The organism is Rhizobium sp. BK538 (genome assembly GCF_014197575.1).
In the GTDB taxonomy this organism is placed as follows: domain Bacteria; phylum Pseudomonadota; class Alphaproteobacteria; order Rhizobiales; family Rhizobiaceae; genus Rhizobium.
On the sequence record NZ_JACIFT010000022.1, the window covers coordinates 25,317 to 51,026 of the forward strand.

Annotated in this window: 21 protein-coding genes; 12 read left to right on the forward strand and 9 right to left on the reverse strand. The window is 59.3% G+C overall.

Going from position 1 to position 25,710, the window contains the following annotated elements:
- Window positions 1–70: 70 nt before the first annotated feature.
- Window positions 71–751 (reverse strand): sugar transferase, encoded by a 681-nt coding sequence (locus FHX09_RS23535; protein ID WP_007791466.1) that lies wholly within the window; start codon window positions 749–751, stop codon window positions 71–73.
- A 774-nt stretch (window positions 752–1,525) separates the two neighbouring features.
- Here FHX09_RS23535 and FHX09_RS23540 point away from each other — a divergent pair.
- Both FHX09_RS23540 and FHX09_RS23545 read left to right on the forward strand, forming a co-directional pair.
- The gene (locus FHX09_RS23540) at window positions 1,526–1,792 is read left to right on the forward strand and encodes an exopolysaccharide production repressor protein (protein ID WP_132592936.1); all 267 of its coding nucleotides are present in this window, start codon (window positions 1,526–1,528) and stop codon (window positions 1,790–1,792) included.
- A 128-nt stretch (window positions 1,793–1,920) separates the two neighbouring features.
- Window positions 1,921–2,922 (forward strand): glycosyltransferase family 2 protein, encoded by a 1,002-nt coding sequence (locus FHX09_RS23545; protein WP_184450735.1) that lies wholly within the window; start codon window positions 1,921–1,923, stop codon window positions 2,920–2,922.
- Window positions 2,923–2,933: 11 nt separating this feature from the next.
- Here FHX09_RS23545 and FHX09_RS23550 read toward each other — a convergent pair whose 3' ends face one another.
- A complete protein-coding gene (locus tag FHX09_RS23550) occupies window positions 2,934–3,893 on the reverse strand; it encodes a glycosyltransferase family 2 protein (RefSeq protein WP_184450736.1) in 960 nt (319 codons plus the stop codon).
- Between the two features lie 546 nt (window positions 3,894–4,439).
- Between FHX09_RS23550 and FHX09_RS23555 the strand changes: the two genes are divergently transcribed.
- The 6 genes from FHX09_RS23555 (at window position 4,440) to FHX09_RS23585 (ending at window position 12,909) form a co-directional block, all read left to right on the forward strand.
- Window positions 4,440–5,558 (forward strand): acyltransferase, encoded by a 1,119-nt coding sequence (locus FHX09_RS23555; RefSeq protein WP_184450737.1) that lies wholly within the window; start codon window positions 4,440–4,442, stop codon window positions 5,556–5,558.
- Window positions 5,559–5,561: 3 nt separating this feature from the next.
- Complete coding sequence (locus tag FHX09_RS23560; protein WP_132592944.1) at window positions 5,562–6,356, forward strand: glycoside hydrolase family 16 protein; 795 nt, start codon at window positions 5,562–5,564, stop codon at window positions 6,354–6,356.
- 1,265 nt (window positions 6,357–7,621) lie between these two features.
- On the forward strand, window positions 7,622–8,620 hold the full coding sequence (locus tag FHX09_RS23570; protein WP_184450752.1) for a glycosyltransferase family 2 protein: 999 nt from the start codon (window positions 7,622–7,624) through the stop codon (window positions 8,618–8,620).
- Window positions 8,617–9,543 carry a glycosyltransferase family 2 protein gene (locus FHX09_RS23575; RefSeq protein WP_132592947.1) on the forward strand — a complete coding sequence of 309 codons (927 nt, stop codon included), beginning with the start codon at window positions 8,617–8,619 and terminating at the stop codon, window positions 9,541–9,543. The genes FHX09_RS23570 and FHX09_RS23575 overlap by 4 nt, the downstream gene beginning before the upstream one ends.
- Window positions 9,540–10,547: a glycosyltransferase family 2 protein gene (locus FHX09_RS23580; RefSeq protein ID WP_132592949.1), complete on the forward strand. Its 1,008-nt coding sequence runs from the start codon at window positions 9,540–9,542 to the stop codon at window positions 10,545–10,547. Before FHX09_RS23575 ends, FHX09_RS23580 begins: the two co-directional genes overlap by 4 nt.
- Window positions 10,548–10,551: 4 nt before the next feature.
- On the forward strand, window positions 10,552–12,909 hold the full coding sequence (locus FHX09_RS23585; protein WP_132592951.1) for a polysaccharide biosynthesis tyrosine autokinase: 2,358 nt from the start codon (window positions 10,552–10,554) through the stop codon (window positions 12,907–12,909).
- Here the strand turns inward: FHX09_RS23585 and FHX09_RS23590 are convergent, their stop codons facing one another.
- Complete coding sequence (locus FHX09_RS23590; protein ID WP_007791443.1) at window positions 12,910–13,647, reverse strand: metallophosphoesterase family protein; 738 nt, start codon at window positions 13,645–13,647, stop codon at window positions 12,910–12,912. It abuts the gene before it with no gap.
- Between the two features lie 159 nt (window positions 13,648–13,806).
- Between FHX09_RS23590 and FHX09_RS23595 the strand changes: the two genes are divergently transcribed.
- Window positions 13,807–14,907 (forward strand): acyl-CoA dehydrogenase family protein, encoded by a 1,101-nt coding sequence (locus FHX09_RS23595; protein WP_184450738.1) that lies wholly within the window; start codon window positions 13,807–13,809, stop codon window positions 14,905–14,907.
- A 3-nt stretch (window positions 14,908–14,910) separates the two neighbouring features.
- Here the strand turns inward: FHX09_RS23595 and FHX09_RS23600 are convergent, their stop codons facing one another.
- Window positions 14,911–15,375: an Rrf2 family transcriptional regulator gene (locus FHX09_RS23600; protein ID WP_132592955.1), complete on the reverse strand. Its 465-nt coding sequence runs from the start codon at window positions 15,373–15,375 to the stop codon at window positions 14,911–14,913.
- Window positions 15,376–15,570: 195 nt separating this feature from the next.
- On the opposite strand from FHX09_RS23600, the gene FHX09_RS23605 reads away from it, so the two are divergent.
- A complete protein-coding gene (locus FHX09_RS23605; RefSeq protein ID WP_132592957.1) occupies window positions 15,571–16,500 on the forward strand; it encodes a LysR family transcriptional regulator in 930 nt (309 codons plus the stop codon).
- Window positions 16,501–16,502: 2 nt separating this feature from the next.
- Here FHX09_RS23605 and FHX09_RS23610 read toward each other — a convergent pair whose 3' ends face one another.
- The 3 genes from FHX09_RS23610 to FHX09_RS23620 all read right to left on the reverse strand — a co-directional run bounded on the left by FHX09_RS23610 (window position 16,503) and on the right by FHX09_RS23620 (window position 20,642).
- Window positions 16,503–17,690, reverse strand: a complete 1,188-nt coding sequence (locus tag FHX09_RS23610; RefSeq protein WP_245505526.1) for an adenylate/guanylate cyclase domain-containing protein — start codon at window positions 17,688–17,690, stop codon at window positions 16,503–16,505.
- 47 nt (window positions 17,691–17,737) lie between these two features.
- Window positions 17,738–19,357, reverse strand: coding sequence for an MDR family MFS transporter (locus FHX09_RS23615; protein WP_184450739.1), 1,620 nt, complete (start codon window positions 19,355–19,357; stop codon window positions 17,738–17,740).
- A 118-nt stretch (window positions 19,358–19,475) separates the two neighbouring features.
- The gene (locus FHX09_RS23620) at window positions 19,476–20,642 is read right to left on the reverse strand and encodes an HlyD family secretion protein (RefSeq protein ID WP_184450740.1); all 1,167 of its coding nucleotides are present in this window, start codon (window positions 20,640–20,642) and stop codon (window positions 19,476–19,478) included.
- Between the two features lie 133 nt (window positions 20,643–20,775).
- Here FHX09_RS23620 and FHX09_RS23625 point away from each other — a divergent pair, with 133 nt between their 5' ends.
- Window positions 20,776–21,678 carry a LysR family transcriptional regulator gene (locus tag FHX09_RS23625; RefSeq protein ID WP_132592965.1) on the forward strand — a complete coding sequence of 301 codons (903 nt, stop codon included), beginning with the start codon at window positions 20,776–20,778 and terminating at the stop codon, window positions 21,676–21,678.
- Window positions 21,679–21,722: 44 nt separating this feature from the next.
- On the opposite strand, the gene FHX09_RS23630 is transcribed toward FHX09_RS23625, so the two are convergent.
- Both FHX09_RS23630 and FHX09_RS23635 read right to left on the reverse strand, forming a co-directional pair.
- Complete coding sequence (locus FHX09_RS23630) at window positions 21,723–21,995, reverse strand: hypothetical protein (protein ID WP_210294262.1); 273 nt, start codon at window positions 21,993–21,995, stop codon at window positions 21,723–21,725.
- A 13-nt stretch (window positions 21,996–22,008) separates the two neighbouring features.
- Window positions 22,009–24,060 (reverse strand): NAD(+) synthase, encoded by a 2,052-nt coding sequence (locus FHX09_RS23635; RefSeq protein ID WP_184450741.1) that lies wholly within the window; start codon window positions 24,058–24,060, stop codon window positions 22,009–22,011.
- Between the two features lie 275 nt (window positions 24,061–24,335).
- On the opposite strand from FHX09_RS23635, the gene FHX09_RS23640 reads away from it, so the two are divergent.
- Window positions 24,336–25,397 (forward strand): NAD/NADP transhydrogenase subunit alpha, encoded by a 1,062-nt coding sequence (locus FHX09_RS23640; RefSeq protein ID WP_132592969.1) that lies wholly within the window; start codon window positions 24,336–24,338, stop codon window positions 25,395–25,397.
- Window positions 25,398–25,710: the final 313 nt, after the last annotated feature.

A 25,710-nucleotide genomic window follows, 5' to 3' on the forward strand; every position in this document is an offset into this window, starting at 1 on the left:
TTCCCCGTGTTTCAGCACGACAAGCCGCAAGGCGTTGCCGCGCAGTAATGTTTGGGCTTTGAGATGCGGCTTAGTAGCTGCCGCGTTGAGCGCATACCGCCGGGATTGTGCGTGCGATGATCACGACATCCCGAACCAGCGACCAGTTTTCGACATAGTGCGTGTCGAAGGCGACGCGGGTCGCGTAAGAAACGTCATTGCGTCCGCTGATCTGCCAGAGGCCCGTGAGGCCGGGGCGGGATTGCAGATAATAGACGGCCGCATTCTCGTACATTTCGAGTTCGTCTCGAACAACGGGACGCGGACCGACGACGCTCATTTCGCCACGAATGATATTGAAGAGCTGGGGCAGCTCATCAAGGCTCAACTTGCGCAGAACGGCACCAACGGCAGTGACCCGGGGGTCGTCCTGCAGCTTGCGCGTTGCACGCCACTCTTCCATGGCCTTCGGATTGTTGCGCAGGTGATCCTGCAGAACCTTGTCACCATTGGTGACCATTGTCCGAAACTTCAGGCAACGGAACTCCTGGCCATTATGGCCGATGCGGCGATGCCCATAGAAGATCGGCCCCCTGTCGGAGAGCTTCACAAGCAACATCACCATCAAAAAAAGCGGGCTCAGAAAAATGAGCCCGAGGCAGGCGGCGGACACATCGAATGCCCGTTTCGCGATCCCGCCAGTCGGCGGAAACACGCTCTGATGAACTGCGCCATAAAATGGCGAACTGTCCGATCTCGTCGCAGACTTCATAGAGGTAACTCCACTTATGTTTGCCGTTTGGTCGGGTAGGCTCAGGCCGCTTAGCAAGCGCTGACGAATTCGAAGTGTATGAGGTGATTTTGTTTTTTTAAGCCACAATTTTAAGACCGAGGCTTTACGACGTGTTTTTGCAGCCGCCGTTCAACTTTTTTGTTTTTAAGATTCCGCTGAAATGGCTATACAATTCTTTGGCGGCATCGAAATAATCTCTGCGTGTACCAATAAAAGTTTCGGACATAGCTGTGTGGGTCAAAGATACTGAAGTGTAGGTCGTTCAGGCCTGGTGCCGGCAATTGATGGTTTGCATTCGCGGCTTCTGGCAGAGCGCCAGTTTCTATTTGCCGACAGAGCTTTTATTGCATTGCACCATGCATTTTGCACTGCACCAGCTAAACGTTTGAAATTAAAACTTTGTAATAAAAGTTGAACGTAAAGCCGCCCCGGCCGGCCCCGTGCGACCGACATTGTGGCACTAATGGTAACGTGTATTGCCAAATTGCGCGCAACCAGCGATGTGCGTAATCTTTTTTAATCATCTTTGGCGAAAGCCGCCGGACAGCGGCAACACGTGGCATTTTTACCAATAGCCGGAAGAAACCTTTAAGATCGTCGCGGTACTACCCATGTCGCAGACGCAAAAAAACGTCCCCAGAGCTTCAGTTGAAACAGGAAGTCCTGTAAAACATTATCCTAGGAAGGATCCTGATGGCGGTTTCGTCTTCAATGATTGTTCGTTGAACGAAGCTCCGATGGAGGAGGCAACAAATGTATGCACCTCGCGTTATCTTCAGCATGCTCGGCGCGCTGGCCGTATTTGCTGTAGCAACGTATTGGCTGAGCGGTTCCCTCGCCGGCACCGCGATCAAGACCGCGATTTGCGCCGTCCTGCTTCAGGCCGGTTACTTCGGCGGCGTGCTTTACCTTGTCTGGAAGGAATCCAGGAGCCGCACGATCCGCCCCGCGATAAAGCGCGAAGAAGCGGAAAAGCTACCCGTGACGCCCTTCAAAGGCTCTGAACCGTTCAACCGCTAAGCATCGCGATTCGAACCGATAGTCTCCGGCATGGAGGCAACCTCGCTCGTAACATCATTTGAACGGCCGCCCGTTGTCCGCCACATTTTGACGTCCTAGTTGTTGAGCGAAAACAACGGAGGCTACGCGTGGCAAAAACGGCAAGCATTTGCGTCATCATCGCAGCCAAGAACGCGGCGGACACGATCGAAACCGCTGTTGAATCAGCGCTTCGGGAGCCAGAAGTGGCCGAAGTGGTCGTCGTTGATGACGGCTCCAATGACGGCACAGCGGAGGCTGCAAGACGTGCGGATGACGCCAGCGGCAGGCTGAGTGTCGTCAAATTCGACCAGAACAAAGGGCCATCCGCCGCCCGCAACCACGCCATCGACATCTCTTCGGCACCCCTGATCGCGATCCTCGACGCTGACGATTTCTTCTTCGAAGGACGCTTTCGCCGGATGCTTGCGCAGGACGACTGGGAGTTCGTTGCCGATAACATCGCCTTCGTCGACGCCGAGACGGCAAGCCAGGCGCACCAGCGGCTGCAGCAATTTGCCGAAAGTCCGCTCTTCCTCGACCTGCCCACCTTTGTCGATGGCAACATATCCAAGCGTGGCGTCCGCCGCGGTGAGATCGGCTTTCTCAAGCCGATCATGCGACGGGCCTTCCTGGACAAGTATGGCTTGCGTTACCGCGAGGAGATGCGGCTTGGAGAGGATTACGACCTCTACATCAGGGCGCTGGCGCTCGGCGCGCGCTACAAGGTGATCCACAGCTGCGGCTACGGGGCTGTCGTGCGCGGAAATTCGCTCAGCGGTCGCCATCGCACCGAAGATCTTCGCCGCCTTTACGAGGCCGATCGCGCGCTCCTGACATCGTCAAGGCTGCTGCCAGAGGCCGCAGAAGCCGTGCGTCGGCATGAGCGGCATGTTCGCGGCAAATATGAGCTGCGGCGGTTCCTCGACATCAAATCGCAATCAGGCCCGCTAGCAGCAATCGCCTACATCGCAACGCACCCGGCAGCCTTCGCGCCCGTTGCAACGGGCATCCTGATGGACAAGACCGAGCGCCTGCGAAATCCCGGTGGCGTATCCGTCACCGCGCAAGGCAATGGCTTGAGATATCTTCTGAGCGCCCCGGCCAAGTAGCCGGGGTTCGACTATCTCGCGAACTTGGCCGCAGCCAGCTGCAGCGCGCTCTGAAGCAAACGGGGATCGCGCGCTGCCCAGCGTGCGAGTAGCGTGAAATCCGGCTTCTTGCGCCGGCGCAGCAGGCCGATCTGACTCCAGATCGCCTGCTTGCGCGCGGTGTTCTTGTGTTCCTTGATCGTCTCGATCTCCTGCGGCCTGCGGGAGAATCGGCTCTCGAGCTGGTCAAGCGCCATCCAGGTGATGAATTGCTGCTTGAGGAACTCTGGTGAGGCGTTATCCACGCCGTGGAAAATGTTGATGCCTTCCCCGCGCAGCGCCCCCGGCTCTCCGCAGAGCAGCACCTGTTTTGCCGTCATGATGCAATCACAGAAGAACAGCACGTCCTCGGCCGCCAATCGCAGGGCCGCGTCGAAACGAACCTTCTCGAACAGCGGCCGGCCAATGACCATGCAGGACATGTGCAGGAAGGCCCAGTTCTTCAGCATGACGCCGGCAAGATCCGGTACCTCGAGGATCAGCGGCTTGTCCATCAGGCGCCGCGCGCCGTCCTCTCTCTCGAGCGCGGCGATACCGAAATGATAGTCGAATTCCTCGCCCCCTTCGATGGACGCCCAGTAGCAATCCCCCCCTAACGTTTCCATCGCATGAATGGCATTTGCCAGGTGATCCGGTGTCCAGACATCGTCGGAATCGAGAAAGGCAACATAGCGCGTCGCCGCCGGGACGTGATTGAGGCCTGTATTTCTCGCCCCACCCGGTCCAGCATTCGCCTGGGCGATCACCGTGACGCGCGCCCTGTCCTCCTCCGACAGGAGCGTCAGGTCCGCATCCACGGAGCGTGGTGACTGGTCGTCGACGACGATGACATCAACATCCTTGAAGCTTTGTGAGAAGACCGACGCCAGAGCGCGGCCAAGAATCCCGTCCTGACGCTGGTAAAAGGGGATGATGATCGTGAAGGTCGCCATACTCTCTCCTTGAGATACGCGAGTGATGTTTCCGCCCCAGCGCATCTAGGGGTGACTGAAAGCGCAGCAAGTCTGCTGCACTGCAAAATGATGACGTTCATTTCGGCCGAAGTTTGTCAAAGCGAATGGGTAGACCGGATCACACAAGACCGTATCGAAACGAAACGATAGCTCAGTCTCAAGCCGCAATTCGGCCACGATCGGAGCGGTTCGTCAGCTCCGCGTTGTAACAATCGTTCACCAGTCGACAAAAACTTTTAGGTTGCCTGACGGGGAAAGGACCCAGAAATTGATGAATATCATCATGTTATAAAATGCACTGCTGTCGTTGACGTTCAGGACGATTCGGGCGGACCGATACATAGGTTTTTTCCCATAATGAGCCAGGACAGGACGACTGTTACGAAGTGGGATCCCCGATCACTTTTGCTGCACTGCCATATTTTCTTCCGCGAATTCGCCCTAACTTCGGCGTGCGGGCTCGAGTCTGCTCTGATTGAAAACGGTCGCAAGGGGAGGTGCGGCCCAAAAGGGGTGACTGATAACGTGAATGTTGATGCGAATGTATCGTCGCGGATCAATCTGATGCGCATCGTGCTCATTTCGGGCATTGTGTTCGTCCATATACCGTTTGACGCCGCCAGCAGTCCCTATGACGGGACCTACGGCGCATTTGACTGGGTCCGGATCTTTCTGACGGAAGCGCTCTTTCGTGTAGGCGTTCCCTGTCTCAGTGCGATCTCCGGCTACCTGCTGTTTCGCAGCGGGCAGGAAAACTTCAGCTACAGGAAAACCGTGCGCACCAAGGCGCAGACGGTCTTCCTGCCGTTCCTGCTTTGGAACTGCGCGTTCATCGCGGCGATCATTCTGGCCACCAGTGTCGGGGTCGGCGACGGCTATTTGCCTGATCCACTCCGTGCGTCCGGCCGCGATCTGATGACGCAAGTGCTGGCGGTGGAAGATTTTCCGGCCAACGTGCCGCTCTATTTCCTTCGTGATCTCTTCGTTTGCATCCTGCTTTCGCCGATCCTGGCATGGCTGATCAGTCGCGCTCCGATTTTGACGTTGACCGCCTTGCTGGTGATCGCGCTGGTTCCGGAGCTGTCGATCTACATCGTTTTGAAGCGCTCGATCCTCTTCAGCTACAGTCTCGGCATCTTCATTGCCCTGCAGCAGTTCGACCTGAAGGCTCTCGACCGCTTTGCGCCGGTTGGCGTCTTCTTGCTGCTCGCCGCCTCGGCACTTTTGGCAACGGCGATCTTCTTCACTGGCCCTTCCCTACCGGATTGGGTGCAGTTCTTCCGCAACGCCCTGGCAATCGTCGGCGCGCTCGGCTTCTGGCTGCTGTCGGCTCTGCTGATCAAGACGCAACTCGGCCAGCGGCTTTCGAAGACGGGAAGCCTGAGCTTCTGGATCTTTTGCGCCCATTACCCGCTGCTCGTCTTTCTCTGGATCCTCTGGGGCAAGGCGGACTTGAGCTTCTATCCGCTCTTCTTCGTCCTGTCTTTCGCCCTGCTGTTTCCGTTTCTCACTCTGTCGAACGGGCTGTGCCGGAAGAATTTCCCGCGCCTCTACGCAATTTTGACAGGCGGCCGAACCAAACGGTCGCCGACGCCGGCCTCGCCCCAGGACGTCTCTCGCAAACTCGTTACACAGCAAAGGTGACACATGACGACACAAATCGCCCATGCGCGAAAACTTTGCCTCAGCCTCATCACGATCGCGGCAGCCTGCGCTTCAGCGCTGCCGGCTTCGGCGCAACAGGCATCCGGAAAGTCCTTTGTCGATGATTTCGACAAGATCAACCGTGGCTTCTGGTACGTTTCGGACGGCTGGAACAACGGCGCTCACCAGAACTGCACCTGGTCGAAGAACAACGTGAAGGTTGAGAACGGTGCCCTGCAGCTCTCGTTCGCGGACGGAAAATCCAAGGATCGGAACTATTCGTGTGGCGAGATCCAGACGACCAAGCGCTACGGCTATGGCACCTATGAAGCCCGCATCAAGGCGGGCACCGGCTCGGGCCTGAACTCTGCGTTCTTCACTTACATCGGCCCTGCCGACAAGCAAAAGCACGATGAGATCGACTTCGAAGTGCTGGGCAAGAACACCGGCGAGGTGCAGGTGAACCAATACGTGCAGGCCAAGGGCGGTAACGAGAAACTCGTTCCGGTTGGCAGCAAAGCCGATGAGGGCTTCAATGACTATGCCTTCATCTGGGAAAAGGATCGCTTGCGCTACTACCTGAACGGCAAGCTTGTTCAGGACGTTACCGATCCATCGAAGATACCGTCCACCCCGCAGAAGATCTTCTTCAGTCTTTGGGGTTCGGACACGCTTTCGAACTGGATGGGTCGCTTCGACTACACGAAGCCGGCCGTTCTGAGCGTCGAGCGCGTGGCTTTCACCGCGCTCGGCGACAAGTGCCAGTTCCCTGAATCGATCGCATGCACGCTCAACTGACCAGCATCCCGCAGAAATTCAGCGCGGCGGAAGCCGTCACACGAAAAGGAACCTCGATGCTCAAAGTGCTCTACCTTGTGCACGACCTGGCAGACCCTGCCGTACGGCGGCGGGTGCTGATGCTGCGCGAGGGAGGCGCCGACGTCGTGCTGGCTGGTTTCCGCCGTGGAGAGAATCGGCTTGCCGAAGTGCATGGGGTGGTTCCGATCGAACTCGGCCGCACCGCAGACGCTAAGTTTGCGCAACGCATGAGTGCTGTCGCAAAGGCGATGGCGGGCCTCAAGGCTCTGCTGAAGAACGTGGAGAAGCCCAATCTCATCATCGGGCGCAATCTGGAAGCGCTGGCCGTCGCGCATAAAGCCAACGCGCTTTTCGGCGGCAACGTTCCCGTTGCCTATGAATGCCTGGATATCCATCGCCTTCTGCTGCGCGACGACATCGTCGGCAAGGCGATCCGCCGCGCCGAGGCGCATTTCGGCAAGAACACAAAACTCATCCTGACGAGTTCTCCGGCCTTCATCGAGAACTATTTCGGTCCTCGCTCCGGGGTCAAAGCCGAAACGCTTTTGATTGAAAACAAGGTCATCTCCCTTGACGAAGCAGCTATCGAGCCGGCATTCGCACGGCCCCTGAAGCAACCCGGCGAGCCGTGGAAAATCGGCTGGTTCGGTGCGCTTCGCTGCCGCAAGTCGCTCGGCCTGCTTGCCGATTTCTCGCGCCGCATGGAAGGCAAGGTCGAGATCGTGCTGCGCGGTCGTCCCGCCTACTCCGAATTCGAGGATTTCGATGCCTTCGTGCGCGGCGAGCCCTACCTCCGTTTCGAAGGCGCCTACCGCAACCCGGAAGATTTGCGGGCGATCTACGACGACGTCCACTTCTCCTGGGCCATCGATTTCTTCGAGGAGGGCCTCAATTCGAGCTGGCTCCTGCCGAACCGGCTCTACGAGGGCTGCCTGTACGGAGCGGTTCCGATCGCGCTCAAAGGTACGCAAACGGCACGCTTCCTCGATACCCGCGACATAGGCCTCGCGCTTTCGGAAGCGAACGTTACACAGCTCGAGCACCTGTTCGAAAACATGACCGGCGAGCGTTACCGCGCATTGAGTGAGGCCGTCGCCGCGAAGGATCGCAAGACCTGGCTTGCCGACCGCAGCGATTGCGTGGCGCTCGTCGCAAGCCTTTCCCGCCTTGTTCCGGCAACCGCAGAGAGGGGCGGCGCCGGCGCAATTGTTCCCACAAGCGTATCTCCAGAAGGGTGGACAACCATGAAGCCTGACGTCGGTGCCAGCGTCTCCAGTCTCATCATCATTCCCTGCCTGAACGAGGAGAAGCACATCGAGGCTCTGCTCGCCAAATTAAGCCTCGAACTCGATCACATGAATGCCCAGATCGTTGTCGCCGATGGCGGCAGTACGGACGCAACTCGCGAAATCGTCACCCGCATCAGCGCCGCCGATCCACGAATCGTCCTGCTGCACAATCCGCGGCGGATCCAGAGTGCGGCCGTTAATCTCGCCGTCCAAACGTTTGGCCGTGACTACGACTACCTGATCCGCATCGACGCGCACGGCGACTACCCGGCCGACTACTGCCGTCGCCTTGTGCAGGAGGCGGTGTTGACCCAGGCGGACTCCGTCGTGGTCGCGATGGAAACCGTCGGCTTCGGCGTCTTCCAGAAGGCAACAGCCTTTGCTCAGAATTCCAAGCTCGGGAACGGTGGCTCCAAGCATCGCGAGGGCGCCAAGGGGCATTGGACGAATCACGGCCATCATGCACTGATGCGCATCGCAGCCTTCGACGCTGTCGGCGGCTACGATGAAACCTTCAGCCATAACGAGGATGCGGAACTCGACTACCGCTTGAAGCAGGCAGGCTTCGGCATCTGGATGACCGATAAGACGCGGATGACCTACTATCCGCGCTCGACCATCTCGACACTCTTTCGCCAGTACCTCGGTTATGGCAGGGGTCGGGCCAAGAACATCCTCAAGCACGGCAGCATGCCCAATCTTCGCCAGATGCTTCCGCTTCTCGTCGTGCCGGTCTTCATCGGCGCGTTTCTTGCCGTCCTGAACTGGGCAGCCGTCATCCCGTTCAGCCTCTGGGCCGTTGCTTGCGTCGGCTATGGCTTCTGGATGGCCATCGGCCACAGGAACCCCTACGGCCCGCTCGCCGCCGTTTCGGCAATGGTGATGCACTTTGCCTGGTCAGCCGGTTTCTGGATGGAGCTTCTGAGCTTCCGCGGCAGAAAGGTCTCCTCATGAGCGACGTGAAATCCATGCAGATCGATATCGGCGTTTGCACCTATCGCCGCGCTTCGCTTGACGAAGCGCTGCTTTCGCTTGCGGTCCTCGCCGTGCCTGATGGAGCAACGCTGCAAATCATCGTTGCTGACAACGACAAGGTTGCGAGTGCGAAGGAACGGGTTGATGCGCTTCGCCCGACCATTCCGCATGAAATTGCCTATGTGCATTGCCCGGCGTCGAACATCTCGATTGCGCGAAACGCCTGCCTGGACAACGCGACCGGCGACTTCCTGGCCTTCATCGACGATGATGAGGACGCCAGTGAGGAATGGCTGGTGGAATTGCTTGCTGTTGCCAGCAAGACCAAGGCGGATGCCGTGCTCGGCCCTGTCCGCAGTGTCTATTCCTCGACGGCGCCGAATTGGATGCGCGAGGGTGACTTCCACTCGACCCTGCCCGTCTGGGTCGGCGGCGAAATCCGCACCGGTTACACTTGCAACGTCCTCCTTCGCCTCGATTCGCCCCATGTGGCCGGTCGTCGTTTCAACCTCGCGCTTGGACGTACCGGCGGCGAGGACACGGAATTTTTCAGCCACATGCATGCCGAAGGCGGCGGGATCGCCTTTGCGCCCGAGGCCTACGTCTATGAACCGGTGACCGAAAGCCGCGCCGGCCTGTCCTGGCTTGCCAAGCGCCGCTTCCGTTTCGGCCAGACACATGGGCGGCTGCTTCAGGAAACGAACACCGGCTTGCAGAGACTGAAACAGATCGGCCTTGCCGCCGCCAAGGCAATCTTTTGCTATGGCGCGGCACTTGCTTGCATCTTTTCCCCGATCCCACGGTATCGCTACGTCCTTCGCGGCCTCATGCATACCGGGGTCGTCAGCGGTCTGTTGGGCGTTCGCGAAATCCGTCAGTACGGAACGGCGGAGGCTGCATGACGCAAACCCAGCCCGACGTCAGCTTCATCGTCGCCGCGTACAACGCGGCGCAGACGCTTGCCAATGCGATCGATAGCGCGCTTGCACAACGGGGCGTTTCGGTCGAGGTGATCGTTGCCGATGACTGCTCGACGGACGAGACGAGAGCCATTGCAGAAAGCTACGCCGACAGAAACGTGAAGCTGCTGGCGCTTGCGCGCAACGGCGGGCCTGCCGCAGCGCGCAATGCGGCGTTGTCTGCCGCAACCGGCCGCTGGCTTGCCGTGCTCGATTCCGACGACACCGTCGAACCGGAGCGGTTGCAGCGCATGATCGAGCGCACCGAGAAGGCTGATGCTCAGATTGCCGTCGACAATCTCCGGGTCATTCGCGCCGACGGCACGCCGCCGGAAACAATGTTTGCCGAACAATCGCTGGCGCAGACGCCGGAGCTGACGCTTCCTGTATTCATAAGATCGAATGCCCTGTTTCAGACAACGCATAACTTTGGTTATCTCAAGCCGATCTTTCAGCGCGCCTTCATCGAGCGGCATGGACTTCGCTTCAACGAAGCCCTGAAAGTCGGCGAGGACTATCTGTTCCTCGCCTCGGCCATGGCTCTTGGTGGGCGCTGCGTGATCGAGCCATTCCCCGGCTACGACTATCAGATCCGTGAGGGGTCGATTTCACGCGTTCTCGCCCTTCACCACATCGATGCCATGATCGAGGGGGATAAGGCTTTCCTTCGAGATCACACGCTGGATGCGGAGGCGGCGGCCGCACAGGAGTTTCGCGAACGAAGCCTCCGCCGAGGCCGCGCATTCCTCATCCTCGTACAGAACATCAAAGACCGGTCGATCTCCGGAGCGATCAAGACGGCCTGGAGCAATCCGTCGGCAGTGGCGCATCTCAGGATGCCGATTGCCATGCGGATCCATCGCGCACTCGCGCCGCTTCGCCAACTGGTAAGCCCGCAGACCGACCTCACAGCCATCGATGGCGTGACCCGCTCCCGCAAAGGATAGAGCCATGAACCAACGGAACCTGACCTTGCACAGTTCTCTGCCCAAAGCGGCCGACGATTCCGATTCCTTCATCGACATCGATCGCCTGATCGCCATTGTTATCCGCCGCGCCGGCGCGATTGCGCTCTGCGTTGCCGCAACAGTGACGCTCGCCGTTGTCTATCTGCTCTTCGCGACGGCGCAGTACACGTCGATGACGCAGATCCTGCTCGACGACGATATTGCGAAATACGCGCAGGATCCGACGCCGGCGGCCAGCGCACAGCAGGTCGACATGCAGATCGCCAGCGCCGTCGAAATCCTGAAGTCGAACGAGCTTGCGCTTCGCGTGGTCGATGCCGAGAAGCTTCAGGACAATGAGACGATCCTCGACCCTCCGAAATCGCCCGCTGCGCTGTTCAAGTCCGGGATGAAGCTGATTGTCACCGCTTTGGCGCCTGGTGGCCCGCCGGTAACGGAAGACGATGCTCGCAACGGTCGCCGCCAGATGGCGGCAGCCTTGCTGCAGGAGGCCGTGGCGGTATCGCGGGTCAATCGCAGCTCCGTTCTGGCCGTTTCCTTCCGCTCGACCGACAAGCTTCTCGCGCAACGGATCACCAAGGCATACGCCACGGCCTACCTCAATGACCAGCTGAACGCCAATTTCGATGCCACGGAAAGCGCCTCGGTGTGGCTGCAGCAGCGCCTCGCAGATCTTCGCGAACGGTCGCAGCAGGCAGCACTCGATGTCGCGAAGTTCAAGGCCGAGAATGGCCTGACGTCCGCCAATGGTGAGCTGATGTCGGAACAGCAGCTTGCCGACCTCAACAAGCAGTTGATCGTCGCCCAGGCCGACAGCGCAAGCGCTTCGGCCCGCTACAACCAATTCAAGTCGATCGTCGACCTCGGCCCCGACAACGCCGTCAACAACGCGGCAATCTCGTCCGGCCAGACGGACAACACGGTGATCCAGGACCTGCGCACCCGCTACATCTCGGTGAGCAAGCGCGAACAGGAGGTCACGACGAACTTCGGTGAGGACCACCCGCAGGCCGTCGCCTTGCGTGCCGAAAAGCAGGATTTGACTCGCCAGATCTATCAGGAACTGCAACAACTGACCTCCAGCTACCGCAACGAGTTCGAAGTCGCCCGCTCGCGGGAAGCCTCGCTCCGCCAGAACATCGAACACCTGACAGGCAAGAATTCGGAAGCCGACAAGTCGATTGTCCAGCTCAATGATCTCGAGCAGCGGGCAACTGCCCTAAAGACCCTCTACGAATCCTACCTCGGCAAGTACGAGGAGGCATCGCAGCAGCAGTCCTTCCCGATCGCCAAGGCCCGCGTGATCTCTGAGGCTGGCGTCCCGGTTTCGCCATCCAGCCCGAAGAAGACCATGACACTCGGCCTTGCCATTGTCCTTGGCCTGATGGCCGGCGGTGCGCTCACGGCCTTCCAGGAATTCCGGGAGCGTTTCTTCCGTGTTGAAGGCGACGTCAGGACGATCCTTGGCCTCAAATTCCTCGGCTATTTGCCGCTGATCGGCAAGCCGCCGCGCGAGGGCAAGATCTTCCGGCCCCGTGCCAATCCTGCGCTGGCCCCTGCCGAAGCAGCCGCCGATTCCGGCGCGACCTTCGAACGCATCATGCGCGTCGTGCTCGAAGCGCCGCGCTCGGTCTTCGCCGAAACCCTGCGCAACGCGAAGCTTGCGAGCGACGTCATGTTCCAGGGCAAATCGGACCGCGTCATCGGTGTCGTCTCGGCGATGCCGGGAGAAGGCAAGTCGACCACGGCGGCCAACTTCGCCGCGCTTCTCGCCTCCAGCGGCAAGCGCACGCTGCTCATTGACGCCGACCTTCGCAACCCCGGCCTGACGCGCATGCTGAGAACCCCTCCGCAGCAGGGGCTCGTCGAGGCCGTTCTCGGTGAGGTTCCGTGGGCGAGTGCCGTCAAGGTCGATCCTGCGACGAAGCTGGCAATCCTACCGGTTCTGCCGAACGATCACCTCATGCACACCAGCGAGTTGCTTGCCTCGCAGGGCATGTTCAACCTCATGGAAAATGCGCGCAAGATGTTCGACTACATCGTTGTCGACCTTGCGCCGCTCGGTCCTGTCATCGACGCCAAGGCATTTGCCCCGCAGGTCGACGGCTTCCTGTTCGTGACCGAATGGGGCTCGACGCCAACGAGTGTCGTGCGCGACCTTCTGAACGCCGAGCCGCAGATCAAGTCCAAGATTCTGGGTGTGATCCTCAACAAGACCGACATGACCGAGCTCGGCAAGTTCACCAACTTCGGCGGCACCGAACGCTACCGCCACAAATATGTGAGCTACTACACCGAAGAGACGTCAAAGAAGCGGGAGCCGGCAGAAGCCGGCGCCTGATCAGGTCTGGAATAGATGCACGCGCCCTTTCCATAGCCTGGCAACAGTGAGTTTGCCACTGTGGAAGGCCGCGGTATCGAGGTTTAGTCTTGTCGGCAGAACCTCCGGCTCGTCGTTCGGCGTATGGCCGTGAACGATTAGCTTCGGCAGTGGCTGACGACTCTCGAAAAAGCGATGACGGATGAAAACAAGGTCCTCGTCGCTTTGCGCATCGATCGGCAGCATGGGATCGATGCCCGCATGCACGAAGAGCACATTCGGCGTATCGACGAAAATCGGCAGGGAACGCAGAAAATCCACGTGCGGCTTCGGAATCGACTTCTTGATGAAGCCATCGAGCTTGGCGGCAGTCGAAAAAACCAGAGGCAGCTGCTCCGGATCGAGCCCGTAGGAGCGCAGCAACGCATCCGAGCCCATTCGCATCCAATCCGAGAAGGAAACCAGACCGTCAAGATAGTCGAGCATCGTGGTCTCATGGTTCCCGGTCAAGCAGATGCGGTCGAAATTTTCGGGCGGAAGCGCCATCAGGTGCGAGATCACCTGTGCCGATGACGGCCCGCGATCAATGTAGTCGCCGAGCGTGATGATCAGCTTTCGCCCCGGGATCGCGGCAGCATCATCAATAATCGCCTGCTCCGCCTTCTGCAGCAGGTCAAGTCTGCCATGAATGTCGCCGATGGCGTAGATCGGAATATCGCCGGGATCCAGTTTCAGCCGCTCACGGACGGTCGAAGGCATGTTGAACCTCTCATTGCGGGCGTCGAAGCATCACCACGCTTCGCATTGGTGCAATCAAACGACAATAAAATTCAATCGCTCGTGCATTCGTAGAAAAACGCGCCTTATCATTGCACCTGCGATCCATCAATCCTAGAGGCACAACGGATGGGAGGAGTGATGGGAACCGTATCGCGGTTTCATGACCGGACAAGACCCGCAGCGCACCGTATCGAAAGCGAGGAAGAGGCGATAGCGACCGCACGCCGCCTTGCTGCCGACTTCGCGCTGCAGGCGAGCGAGCGGGATATCAATCGGGTCTTTCCTCGCGCAGAACTCGACGCCCTTTTTCAGTCGGGACTGACAGCCGTCACAGTTCCCCCGGAGAACGAGGGGCTGGATGTCGCCAACGCACTTCTCGGCGAGATCGTCGCCATCATCGCCGAGGGCGATTCTTCGATTGCCGAGTGCCTTGAGCATCATTTCGCGGTTCTCGAACAGCTCCGGAACGACCCGAGCGAAGAGCGAAGAGACTTGCTCTTCGCTCGCGCGCTGGCCGGTGATCACTTCACGGCGACGGCCTTTGACCAAGTGGGTGCTGCCAGTCCGCTTGGCGCCACTTATGAGCTGACGGGACGGAGCCTGCGGTCCCCTGGCCTTCTCTTCGTCGATTGGATCGTGGCCGACGCAATCGATGCCGAGGGCGAGCGGGTTCGCTTCTATCTTGCCCGCGAGAGCGAAGGCCTGCAAATCGTCGATGACTGGGATGGTTTCGGGCAGAGGACGAATGGTGCCGGCACGGCCGTCGCCCAGGGCGTCACCGGCGACGCGAAGGCGGCAACGGACGATGGACCGCAACGTCACACTACGGCTTCGGCCCTGGCTGCTCTGCTCCATGCAGGCACGGACCTCGGTATTGCTCGAGCCGCGCTCGCCAACCTTCGGGAGTCCCCGCGCTCAGTCAGCATCGGCAAGCTTGCACTCTCCGTGCAAGCGACTGCCGCACTTGTCGAAAGTGCCGGCGGTAAACTCGATTTTTCCCAGGTCGGCCCGTCCGCCGGCACGGTTGATACCGCGTTCTTCTCTGCGTCCGCCGCCAAGATCACCGCAAGCCGGACGGCCCTTGATGTCGCCAACGCACTGTTCGAACTGTCGGGCAACGCAGCGACAAGCATCGGCCGCAATCTCGATCGACATTGGAGAAACGCACGCATTCGCGCGAACGACGCGGCCGCTGACGATCTCTACCGAGCGGCGGCAGCGCACTATTTCGGCGACTAACGCCTAGTTGGCGACCGAGAGAGCCGCTTCTTCGTCGGCATCGCCCAGCTTGTTGCCGGATGCGACGAATTGCTCGAGCGTCATGTTGTCGAGAATGTCGGCGATCGCGTCCCGGACCTCGGTCATGGAGCGCCGCACCTGACAGTTCTCGGGATCGGAACAGTCGTCGCAGGCTTCAAAGGCCGTTCGGCTGGCGCAGCGAATAGGTGCCAACGGGCCATCGAGTGTACGGATAACATGACCGATCCGAATTTCGGATGCTGGGCGCGACAACGAGTAACCGCCACCCGGGCCCTTCTTCGATCGAAGAATGCCGACATTTCGCAATTCCAAGAGAATTGTGTCGAGGAATTTCTTCGGAATGTTGTTGCGCGAAGCAACGTCGTTGATGAAGGCAGTTTCACCGGGCGCGAGCCGCGCCAGGTCGACCAGCGCCTTCAAACCATACTTTCCCTTTTTCGTCAGCATTTTCTTTTGCCTTACGCCCCCAGTACTCCATCCCCATTATTCAGCAAATAACGCCAAAAGCGTGAACACACAACAAATAGCTATTATTTATATAGTTTATATTCGCCTTCCGCTCGGCTGTAGACATGTCGGCGCTTGCGCTCGATTTCACGGCGCAATAGTCTTTCTCGGTTTCAAGCAACCGTTGAAAATCCGATGGAAACGCTGGCAAATCTGGAGTCCTTTGTCCGCAGCGCTGAACTCGGCGGATTTTCCGCTGCAGCGCGCCGGCTTTCCATCACGCCTGCAGCCGTCAGCCGCAATGTCGCGACGCTCGAGGCCAATCTCGGTGTTCGCCTGTTTCAGCGCAGCACGCGCAAGCTCACACTGACCGAAGCCGGTGAACGCTTCTTCGCCGCCATCCGCGATGATCTGGAAAACCTGCAGAGTGCTATTGCTGCCGTGACAACGGATCAAGGCGAACCGTCCGGCGTTCTCAAGATCAGCATGAGCCCGGCCTTTGGCACCGGCTATGTCCTGCCGTTGCTTCCGGATTTCCTGAAACGCTATCCGCTTGTTCGCCCGGAATGGATGTTCGAGAACCGCCCGGTCGATCTCATTGCCGAAGGCTATGATGCCGCGATCGGTGGCGGTTTCGAGCTGACGGCCGGTGTCATCGCGCGCACGCTTGCGCCCGCTCATCTCATTGCCGTCGCCTCCCCTGTATACATGAAGGATCGCGTCCCGCCATTCGATCCGGCCAAGCTTTCTGCGCTCGACGGAATCGTCATGCGGTCCAGCAGCACTGGCCGTGTCCGTCAATGGGTAATGCGCAACGTCGCCGGCGAAGAGATGCCTGCCGCACTGTCCGAAGAGATCGTTGTCAACGATCCCGTGGCCATGTGTCATCTCGCCCTCTTCGGTCTTGGCGTTGCCATGATCGCGACCGCAGATGCCCTGCCTTATCTCGAACGTGGCGAGCTCGTCCGTCTGATCCCGAACTGGTATGCCGATGCCGGGCCGATTTCCCTCTACTATGCAAATCGGACCCTGCTGCCGGCAAAGACCCGCGCCTTCATCGACTTCATCACCGACCGCTTCCAGAAGGATCGGCTGGCTGAGCGTTTTGCCGGGAGCCTCGGCTAGATTCACGGCTCCGGCAAGCAAAATAGCTCCACCTTCTGCGTGAACCCCTTGAGTGTGTGCCAGCCGGCCGAGACGGCTTGGGCCCGCGCCTCTTTCCGGAAAGTGTCGGACATCAGGAGCGGGACGCGAAGATCTCCGCACGCCGTCTGGATGCGGCTGACCAGATTCACATCGGGGCCGATCAACGTGAAATCGAGGCGACGGCCGGAGCCGATATTTCCGTAGCTGACTTCGCCGTGGTGCAGGGCGATGCCGACATTGAGAGCAATTTCGTCGAACTCGAACCCGTCAATTTCACGCAGGATGTCCCTGGCCGCGATCAATGCCGACGCGCTGCTGCGGCCCGCATCGTACCCTGGAAAGAACGCAAGAACCGCATCGCCCATGAACTTCAACACTTCGCCCCCCTCGCGCGTGATGGGTGGAATCACCTTGTCAAAGTAGGCGTTCAGCAACTCGAGCACCCTGTCGCTGGGGAGCTGGTTCGATATCTCGGTAAAGCCACGCAGGTCGCAAAGCAGCAGCGCTGCCTCAATGGATTCGATTTCGCCCTGTCGGATCTGCCCGGCAAGGATGCGCTGGGCCGTCAGGGGGCCGACATAGGTATCGAGCAGGCTGAGTTCGACCTGACGCATCACCCGCAGCTCGCAGGTGTTGCGCAACGCCGGCAGGATCCGCTCCAGAACTTGGATTTCAGCTGGCGTGAAGCCGCCCGCCCGCCGGGTACCGAAGGCGACCGCGCTCACTGGCCCATCGGCATTGCAGAGCGGCGCGATCATCAATTGCTGGAGCCCACGACCTGTAAAGACATCGATGTCCTGCCAGCGTCCGTGGGCGCTGTCGCCAGACCCGACAACAAGCGGCTCACGGCTGTCCATGACCTTGCGCAGCGGGCTATTGGCAAAAATTTGGCGCACACCATGCTCGCGATCGTGAATCTCGACTGGATCGCCCGGAGCCCAGGCAAGCGTTCGGCCGATAAGCTCCGGATGAAGCGTCATGAGGTGAAGCGTCAAGCGATCGATCGGCAGACCAAGCACCCGCAGGCGGCGACCAAGGGCGGAGATCAGACCGGGCTCATCGACGGCGTGGCATTCATCGCCAGAGAGCCACTCGATCAACGAAAGCAGAGAGCCGGTGGAACCCGCTGCGCGGTCGCCCCTCATCACCCGAGTTTCGGTTTCTTCCATTTGGACGATACGGTTCATGGCATTTCTCCCGGAAACGGGCGGAGGCGCTAGTGGGCGCCGCCCCCGGACAGATGGCCCGGCTTCTTCAGCAGGAGCGTTGCAAGCAGTGCGACGAGCAATGCGACACCGAGCAGAAAGAATGTGTCGCTGAAGGCCATGATATTGGCCTGCTTGCGGAGCTTGAGCGCGATGGCGACGACGGCCTTGTGCGTGGCAACGGCCTGATCGCTGGCACCGTGGTTCATGAAGTAGGCCGTCAGTTTTGCGACGCGATCCCGTGTTGCTTCTTCAAAAACGCTGACCGAGTTGGTCAGGATGTTGGAGTGAAACTGCTCGCGCTTGGTCAGGAAGGTCTGCAGGCTGGCGATGCCGACAGCGCCCCCGAGGTTGCGCATCATGTTGAAGAGCGCGGAAGCTGAGCCCGCGTTCTCCTGTTCGATGCCTGCCGTGGCGATGGCCGAGAGCGGCGCGAACACAAGCGCCTGTCCGACGGCGCGAATGACATTTGGCCAGAAGAGCTGATCGCTCGCATAGTCTCCGGTCATGTGGACGTTCATGAAGTTCGACGCGGCAAACAGCGAGAAACCGACCGCGATCAGTAGACGGACGTCAAAGCGTTTCATCAGAGGGGGCACCAGCGGGATCAACAGCAGCTGCGGGATGCCCGTCCAGGCGAGTACCATGCCGATCTGTTCAGAGTTGTACCCTTGGATGCGCGACAGATAGATTGGAAGAACGAAGGCAGAGCCATAAAGGGCGACCCCGAGAAGGACGTTCGCCACAATGCCGAAGCCGAAGTTGCGACGAACGAGAAGCCTGAGGTTTAGGAGCGGATGAGCCGTCTTCAGCTCGATAATGAGAAACAGCGTCAACGAGACGACAGCGATGACCGACAGCCGGACGATGAAGTCCGATCCGAACCAATCCTCCTTGTTGCCCTCCTCCAGCACCGTCTGTATGGCGGCAAGGCCAATTGCCATGGTGATGATGCCGGGCCAATCGCCCTTGGCGAGCAGGCCCAGTTTCATTGGAGCGCGATCGAGCGAAGCCCAGAGCATTCCCAGCATCAGCAAGCCGGGCGCCAGGTTGACGTAGAAGATGAACTGCCAACCAAAGTTCTCAGTCAAATATCCACCGATGGTAGGCCCGATGGCCGGAGCGAAGGTCGCCGAGAGCGCAAAGAGCGCCAGACCGATCGGCTGTTTGGGCTTGGGCAGCAGCGTGATAATGATGGTAAACGCCATCGGAATCAGGACACCGCCAGCAAAGCCCTGGATAGCACGCAGCACGATCATCTGCTGGAGGTTCGTTGCGAAAGCGCAGGCGACCGAGAATATCAGGAAGAGAACGGCGTTGGTCAGAAGATATTTACGCACAGAAAAGACCTGAGCGAGCCAGGCGCTGAGAGGGATAACCACGATCTCCGCGATGAGGTAGGAAGTCGAAATCCAGCCGCCATCGTCCTTGCCTGCGCCGATCGCCCCCTGGATATCCGCGAGCGAAGCGTTGACGATCTGGATATTGAGGACGGCCATGAACGCGCCGAGCGTCGAACCGACAACCGCGCTCCACATGCGCAAGGCGCTCATCGCGACAGCAGGATTCGAAGCCGCTGCGGCCGCAGGATACCGGCTCGAATTGTTGGCGACGATCTGAAGAGTAGCCATGACGTTTCTCCTTCCGGCTCTGCGGAAAACAATCTCATGACGAGGTTCGGCTGATAATTCGGGAAAGGAGGGAAGGATCATCCAGTCAGGCTGGATAATCCTTCCCGCAGAGGACGACCTACCGGGTGGCGGCTTTGGTGTCGATTTCGGGCTCGACGGACATTCCCGCGCGCAACAAACCGCTCATTGCCTCATCGTCGATGACGATCTTGACCGGGATGCGCTGGACGATCTTGGTGAAATTACCGGTCGCATTGTCAGGTGGCAGCAGCGAGAACTCCAATCCGCTCGCCGGCGAAATGCTGTCGACATGGCCCTTGATTTCCACATCGGGGAAACTGTCGACCTTGACCTCGACAGGCTGCCCGGCACGGACGTTGGTCAGCTGTGTTTCCTTGAAGTTGGCGACGACATAGACGGAGTGCAGCGGCACGACGGCCATCAGTTGTGTGCCCGAAGTGACAAACTGTCCGACTCGAATGGTGCGGGCGCCAATGGTGCCGTCAACCGGCGCAACGATCTGTGTGTAGGAAAGATTGAGCTCTGCCTGACGCTGGGCAGCGGCTGCGCGGTCGCGTTGGGCGACAGCCTGATCGCGCTCAGTCTGAAGCACCGGAATCTTCTTTTCTGTGGCAACCAGTGCAGCCTGGTCTCGCTGAAGCGCCGCCTGCGCCTGGTCGCGAAGAGACTGGCTCTGTTCGGCCCGCGATTGGGTCCCGGCGCCGTTGGTGATCAGCCGCTGCGAGCGGGCCGCATCGGAACGGGCAAAATCCAGCGTCGCCTGTGATGCATCGATCGTCGCCCTGGCTTGGCCGATGATCGATTGTTGCAGTTCGATCTGCGCATCGAGATTCGTTAAGGCTGCTGTGGCAGCCTTGACGTCGGCCTTGGCCTGGGACAATGCGGCCTGATGGTCGCGATCATCGATCTTGGCGAGCACCTGGCCAGCCTTCACCGCATCGTTGTCGTTGACAAGAACTTCGGCAACGTAACCGGAGACCTTCGGCGCAACCGTCGTATAGTCAGCCTTCACATAGGCATCGTCCGTGGATTCGATGAAGCGGCCTACCGTCCAATAGTGATAACCATAGTCGACTGCAAACGCGACACCGGCAAGAAGCGCAGCCGCAACGATCGTCCGTTTGACGATCTTGCGGCTGTTCTGGCCTTTGGCTTCGACGGCAGGGGCGACATCCGCGGCCGGCGCAGCCGGGGCTTCGGTGACCCGTGCTACCTCGGGGCCGCCGGCAGCCTCGAACGCTTCCTTGCGAGGTAATTCGACCATTGTCCTTCTCCAGTGGTTTGCCTCGTCGCGAGGCCTAACGCGATGAGACGGACAATGCGTTGTTACACGCGTTCTGATAATCTGCTTAAATCAGGAAGGATCATCAACTCAGAGCGGATAATCGGGGAACGCAATGGACAGGCTGACAAGCCTCACAGTCTTTGGTCGCGTGGTGGAGTGCGGCGGCTTTTCCGCGGCGGCGCGCCGTCTCAACATGTCGGTGACAATGGTTGGCAACCACGTGCAGTCCCTGGAGGATAGGCTGGGCGTCAGGCTACTCAACCGCACGACACGCAAGGTCAGCCTCACGGAAACCGGTAAATATTACTACGAACGCTCGGCCCAGATCCTGGCCGACCTCGAGGAAGCCGACAACACCGCCGGAGCGATGAGCTCGACACCGCGCGGTACGCTCAAGGTCTATACCAGCGCAGCCATCGTCCGTTTCCTGTTGCCCGTTGTCAGCGAGTATCTCGAACTTTACCCCTCGATCGCCCTCGACTTGAATGTCGGGGAGCGCATGATCGATATGGTCGAGGAAGGTTACGACCTGGTGATCCGCACCGTGCCGCCGCCGGATTCAAGCCTCGTCGTCAGGAAGCTGACACCGTGGAGGCACCTCCTCGTCTGCTCGCCAAACTATCTTGAGAGCCATCCGATGCCGCAGATACCGGCGGATTTGGCCAACCACAACTGCCTGCAATATACCTACTACCCCTACGGAGACGAGTGGCGCTTCGAAGGCGCCGATGGCGCCCAGGCGAGCGTGAAGATCGGCGGCAACGTCGTATCGAACAGCGCCGAGACGCTACGGCACCTCACGACGACGGGCCAGGGCATCTTCCTGGCGCCGAGTTTCGTTGTGTTCGACGACATCGCCTCCGGAAGATTCATCCCGATGATGCCCGACTATCGCGCCGTCGAGTTCAGCATCAACGCCGTCTATCCGAACCGCAGTCACCTGCCGACGAAAGTTCGCCTGTTCATTGACCTGCTCGCGGAACGCTTTGCGGAGCACCGGAAATGGATGACGTGAAGGGTTGGCTCAGTTCGAGTTTTGCTTCGGGGGCGGCGCGGAGATCAGATCAGAGGATCGCGGCCTTGGGCGACGCTGAGGTTCAGTTCGCGAGCGATGTCCTCTGCATCCCTCTTGCTGAGGCCGACGAAATCCCTTCCGTCCGTTGCCGCCGGCAGCGACGTCAAGGTATCGATGATCGTCCACCTTCCACGCAATTCCTGACGGATCTCGTAGCGGGGGAGATCTTCAGATGGACAAGGTTCATCCGTCACGTTTTTCACCGCTCCCTCAGTGTTCTCCTGGATCTTATCTGCCGCGATGCGCCGCTTTTGCAAGGCACTCTTTGGCCTAGCCCTTTACGTCAGGAACATTGGCTTTCAATTCCTTCAGCCATATCCGGGCGTTACCGTCTGATGGTGCACGCCAATCCCCACGTGGAGACAGCGAACCGCCAGACGTCACTTTCGGGCCATTCGGCGATGCCGACCGCTTGAACTGGCTGATCGTAAAGAACCGGAACAGGAAAACCTCCATCCAGTGCTTGATCACAGGCAGATCGAAGCTGCGGCGCTTGTCGGCAGGGAAATGCGGCGGCCAGACGCCTGCCTCGGCATCCCGCCAGGCATTGTAGGCGAGGAAGGCGATCTTCGATGGGCGAAGGCCGAAACGCGTCGTGTAGTAAAGCGCGAAGTCATGCAAATCATATGGCCCGATCTTGTCCTCCGTGCTCTGCATGACGCCGTTCTCATCGGCGGGAACCAGTTCGGGCGAAATCAGCGTGCCAAGAATACTCTCCAATGTCGCATTTGCTTCCGCATCGAAATCACCGGAACGGATCACCCAGCGGATCAGGTGCTGGATCAAGGTCTTGGGCACCGATGCATTGACGTTGTAGTGGCTCATCTGGTCGCCGACGCCGTAGGTCGACCATCCGAGACCGATTTCCGACAGGTCTCCCGTACCGAGCACCAGCGCATTGCGCTGGTTTGCGGCACGAAACAGGAAGTCCGTGCGCAGGCCGGCTTGAACATTTTCGAAGGTCGTATCGTAGACCGGCTTGCCACCTGCGAATGGATGCTTCAGGTCCTTCAACAACTGCAGCGCCAACGGCCTTATGTCGACTTCCTCCGCGGTGACGCCCATGCTCCGCATCAGCGCCCAGGCGTTCGACTTGGTTGCGTCGCCCGTCGCGAATCCCGGCATGGTGAAACAAAGAATGTCTGAGCGCGGCCAGCCGAGCTGGTCGAAGGCGCGCACCGCAACGAGCAGCGCATGGGTGGAATCGAGACCGCCCGAAATACCGATGCAAAGCCGCTTGATGCCCGTCGAGCGCAGCCGCTTCATCAGCCCCTGCACCTGGATGTTGAATGTTTCGTAGCAATCCTGATCGAGGCGGCTTTCATCAGCCGGCACGAAGGGGAAGCGCGCAACGTCGCGCTTCAGGCCGATATCGCCTTTCGGCTTCCTGAACTGGAACGCTACCCACCGGAATTCATACCCCGCCGTAAGGTTGAGCGTCGCCGCATCATTGAACGTGCCGGTCCGCAACCGCTCGAGCCGCAACCGCTCGACATCGATATCTGCCACGCACATCTGCGACGTCGTCGGGAAGCGATCGGTTTCGGCAAGGAGGCTGCCAAGTTCGTAGATGCAGGCCTGACCATCCCATGCGAGATCAGTCGTTGATTCGCCCGGGCCGGCGGCCGAATAGACATAGGCCGACAGGCTGCGCGCCGATTGCGCCGAGCACAGAAGCTTGCGCGTGTCGGCCTTTCCAACCGTTATGTTGCTGGCCGAAAGGTTGGCGAGGATCAACGCACCTGCCAGCGCGCCGAAATCGCTTGGTGGCGCCGGAGCCCAGAGATCTTCGCAAATCTCGATATGGAAAACGAAATCGTCCATATCCTCGGCTGCGAAGATGAGATCCGTGCCGAATGGCACCTTCTCGCCGGCGACACGAATACTTTCGCCGCGGACGCTTCGTCCGGACGCGAACCAGCGCTTCTCGTAGAACTCGCGATAGTTCGGGAGGTGCATCTTCGGAACGACACCGAGAACACGGCCCGCATGAATGGCGACAGCGCAATTGTAGAGCCGCCCGCCGGTCTGCAGCGGCGCACCGACTAGAAGTACCGGCGTGAGATCGCGACTTGCGCGGACAACCTCGGCGATCGCAGCATCCACAGCCTTGAGAAGCGCGTCCTGCCCCAAAAGGTCGTCGATCGCGTAGCTCGAGATCCCGAGTTCGGGGAACACCATGAGGCCAACGCCCTCGGCATGTCCCTGGCGCGCCAGCTCCAATGTTGCCTGTGCATTGAAATCGGGATCGCCGATCTCGCAATTCGGCGTACAGGCCGCAACGCGGACAAAACCTTGATCATAAACCGAATAGAAATTCACCAATGCCTCCAGCAGCCAAGCACCTCATGACTGACCATTACATCCAAATGCCTCCAGGCAAAACCTGATCTCGCACTGCGAACAGCCTTATTCGACATCGCTCATGCAAGCTGCAAACAGTATCCTGTAAAATGAAGGGCTTACCAACAGTTGCGAAAAGGGAAAGCCCGCGAAACTGCCCAAATAAAAATTACAAAACTGTCATAAAACTATGGAAGAACCAGCCTATATCGCTCGCGCGCCACAGTTCGATTTACCCTCTTCCAGAGCGATGAATGTCTAACCTTATCCGCGTCCGCGCCGGGCTGCTTCGGGAAACACATCCCGGTGAGCGTCGCGTTGCGTTGACGCCGGACGATGTGCGGCGCCTTTCCGAGCGTATGTCGATTCGTTTCGAGCGCGGCTGCGGCGTCGGCGCTGGCCACGCCGACGACGCCTATATCGTCGCGGGGGCCGAGCCCGCCGAGTTCGCTGACATGGTGTCCTCATCGGATATATTCGTCAGTGTGCGACAACCGGCAGCCACGCGGATTTTCCCAGCGACAGCGGTTCTGATTTTCCTTGGCTCGAACGCAGCACCGGTGGCCGGTGTGCCAGCTGGACAACGGCCGCTCCATCTCGACGTTGCCAGGCTTGCCGGGATGCAGGGCATCAAGGGTGCGGACATTTCATCGAGGCAGGCAACAATTACCGGCCACGCCGCCGTGCTGGAAGCGGCCAGGCAGTTCGGCATTTCGCATCCGATGCTGATGGTGGACGGAAGCTTTGTCCGGCCGGTCAAAATGGCCGCTTTGGGCAGCGACGCTGCAAGCCTGCAGGCACTGGCCACCGCGCGCCGCCTCGGCGCCTTGACCCATGGCTTCAGCCTTGCCAAGGATTCGCAGGAGAAAATCGAACGGCTCGGTGCCAAATTCCTCGGCATGTCCTCGGAGTTGGCACGGCTTCGCCACGAGCTTTCCGTTCCTCTGTCCAAGATGCAATTGATCACGACCAACGTCGTGATTCCCGGTCAAACTCCCCCCGTACTGTTTGACGAGGACATGCTTTCGCGGCTGAGGCCGGGAACGGTCGTTGTCGATCTCGCTGCCGAAAATGGCGGGAATTGCGCGCTGACGCGAACCGACGAAACCATCAACGTCTTCGGCATTCGAATCATCGGCTCCACGATACTTGCGAGCGACGAGGCTGCCGAGGCGAGCCGGCACTTCAGTGATGGATTGAGAAATCTGCTGGAATACTTGATCGACGAGCATGGCGTTCTCAGGCTCGACTCCGGTGATCCCGTGGTGGCCGCGCTCACAGATAAAGCGAATCCAATGAGGCGCGCTTTACGATGATTCCGGCACGCGACTGAAGAAAGGATGTACGCAACCGCATGACGAAATGCTGCGGCGCAACATTGTTATCCGGATAACATCAACTACAAAAACGTGTTTAGTAACAATCAGTTATAGCCTGCGGTAGCAAACGCATCCTTGCGCAAGAATCGACAGTTGCCTTTGTGCAACACCGGATTTCCGCCTTGCAGCAAAACTCAATTTTGACTGTATCTATTATTGATACATTTAATCGGAAATGTAATTTGGCGCCGCGGACGTACCGCGTTTCCCGCAAGGGCTTGTACGAAACAATTTGGGGTAGGTAGAGCCG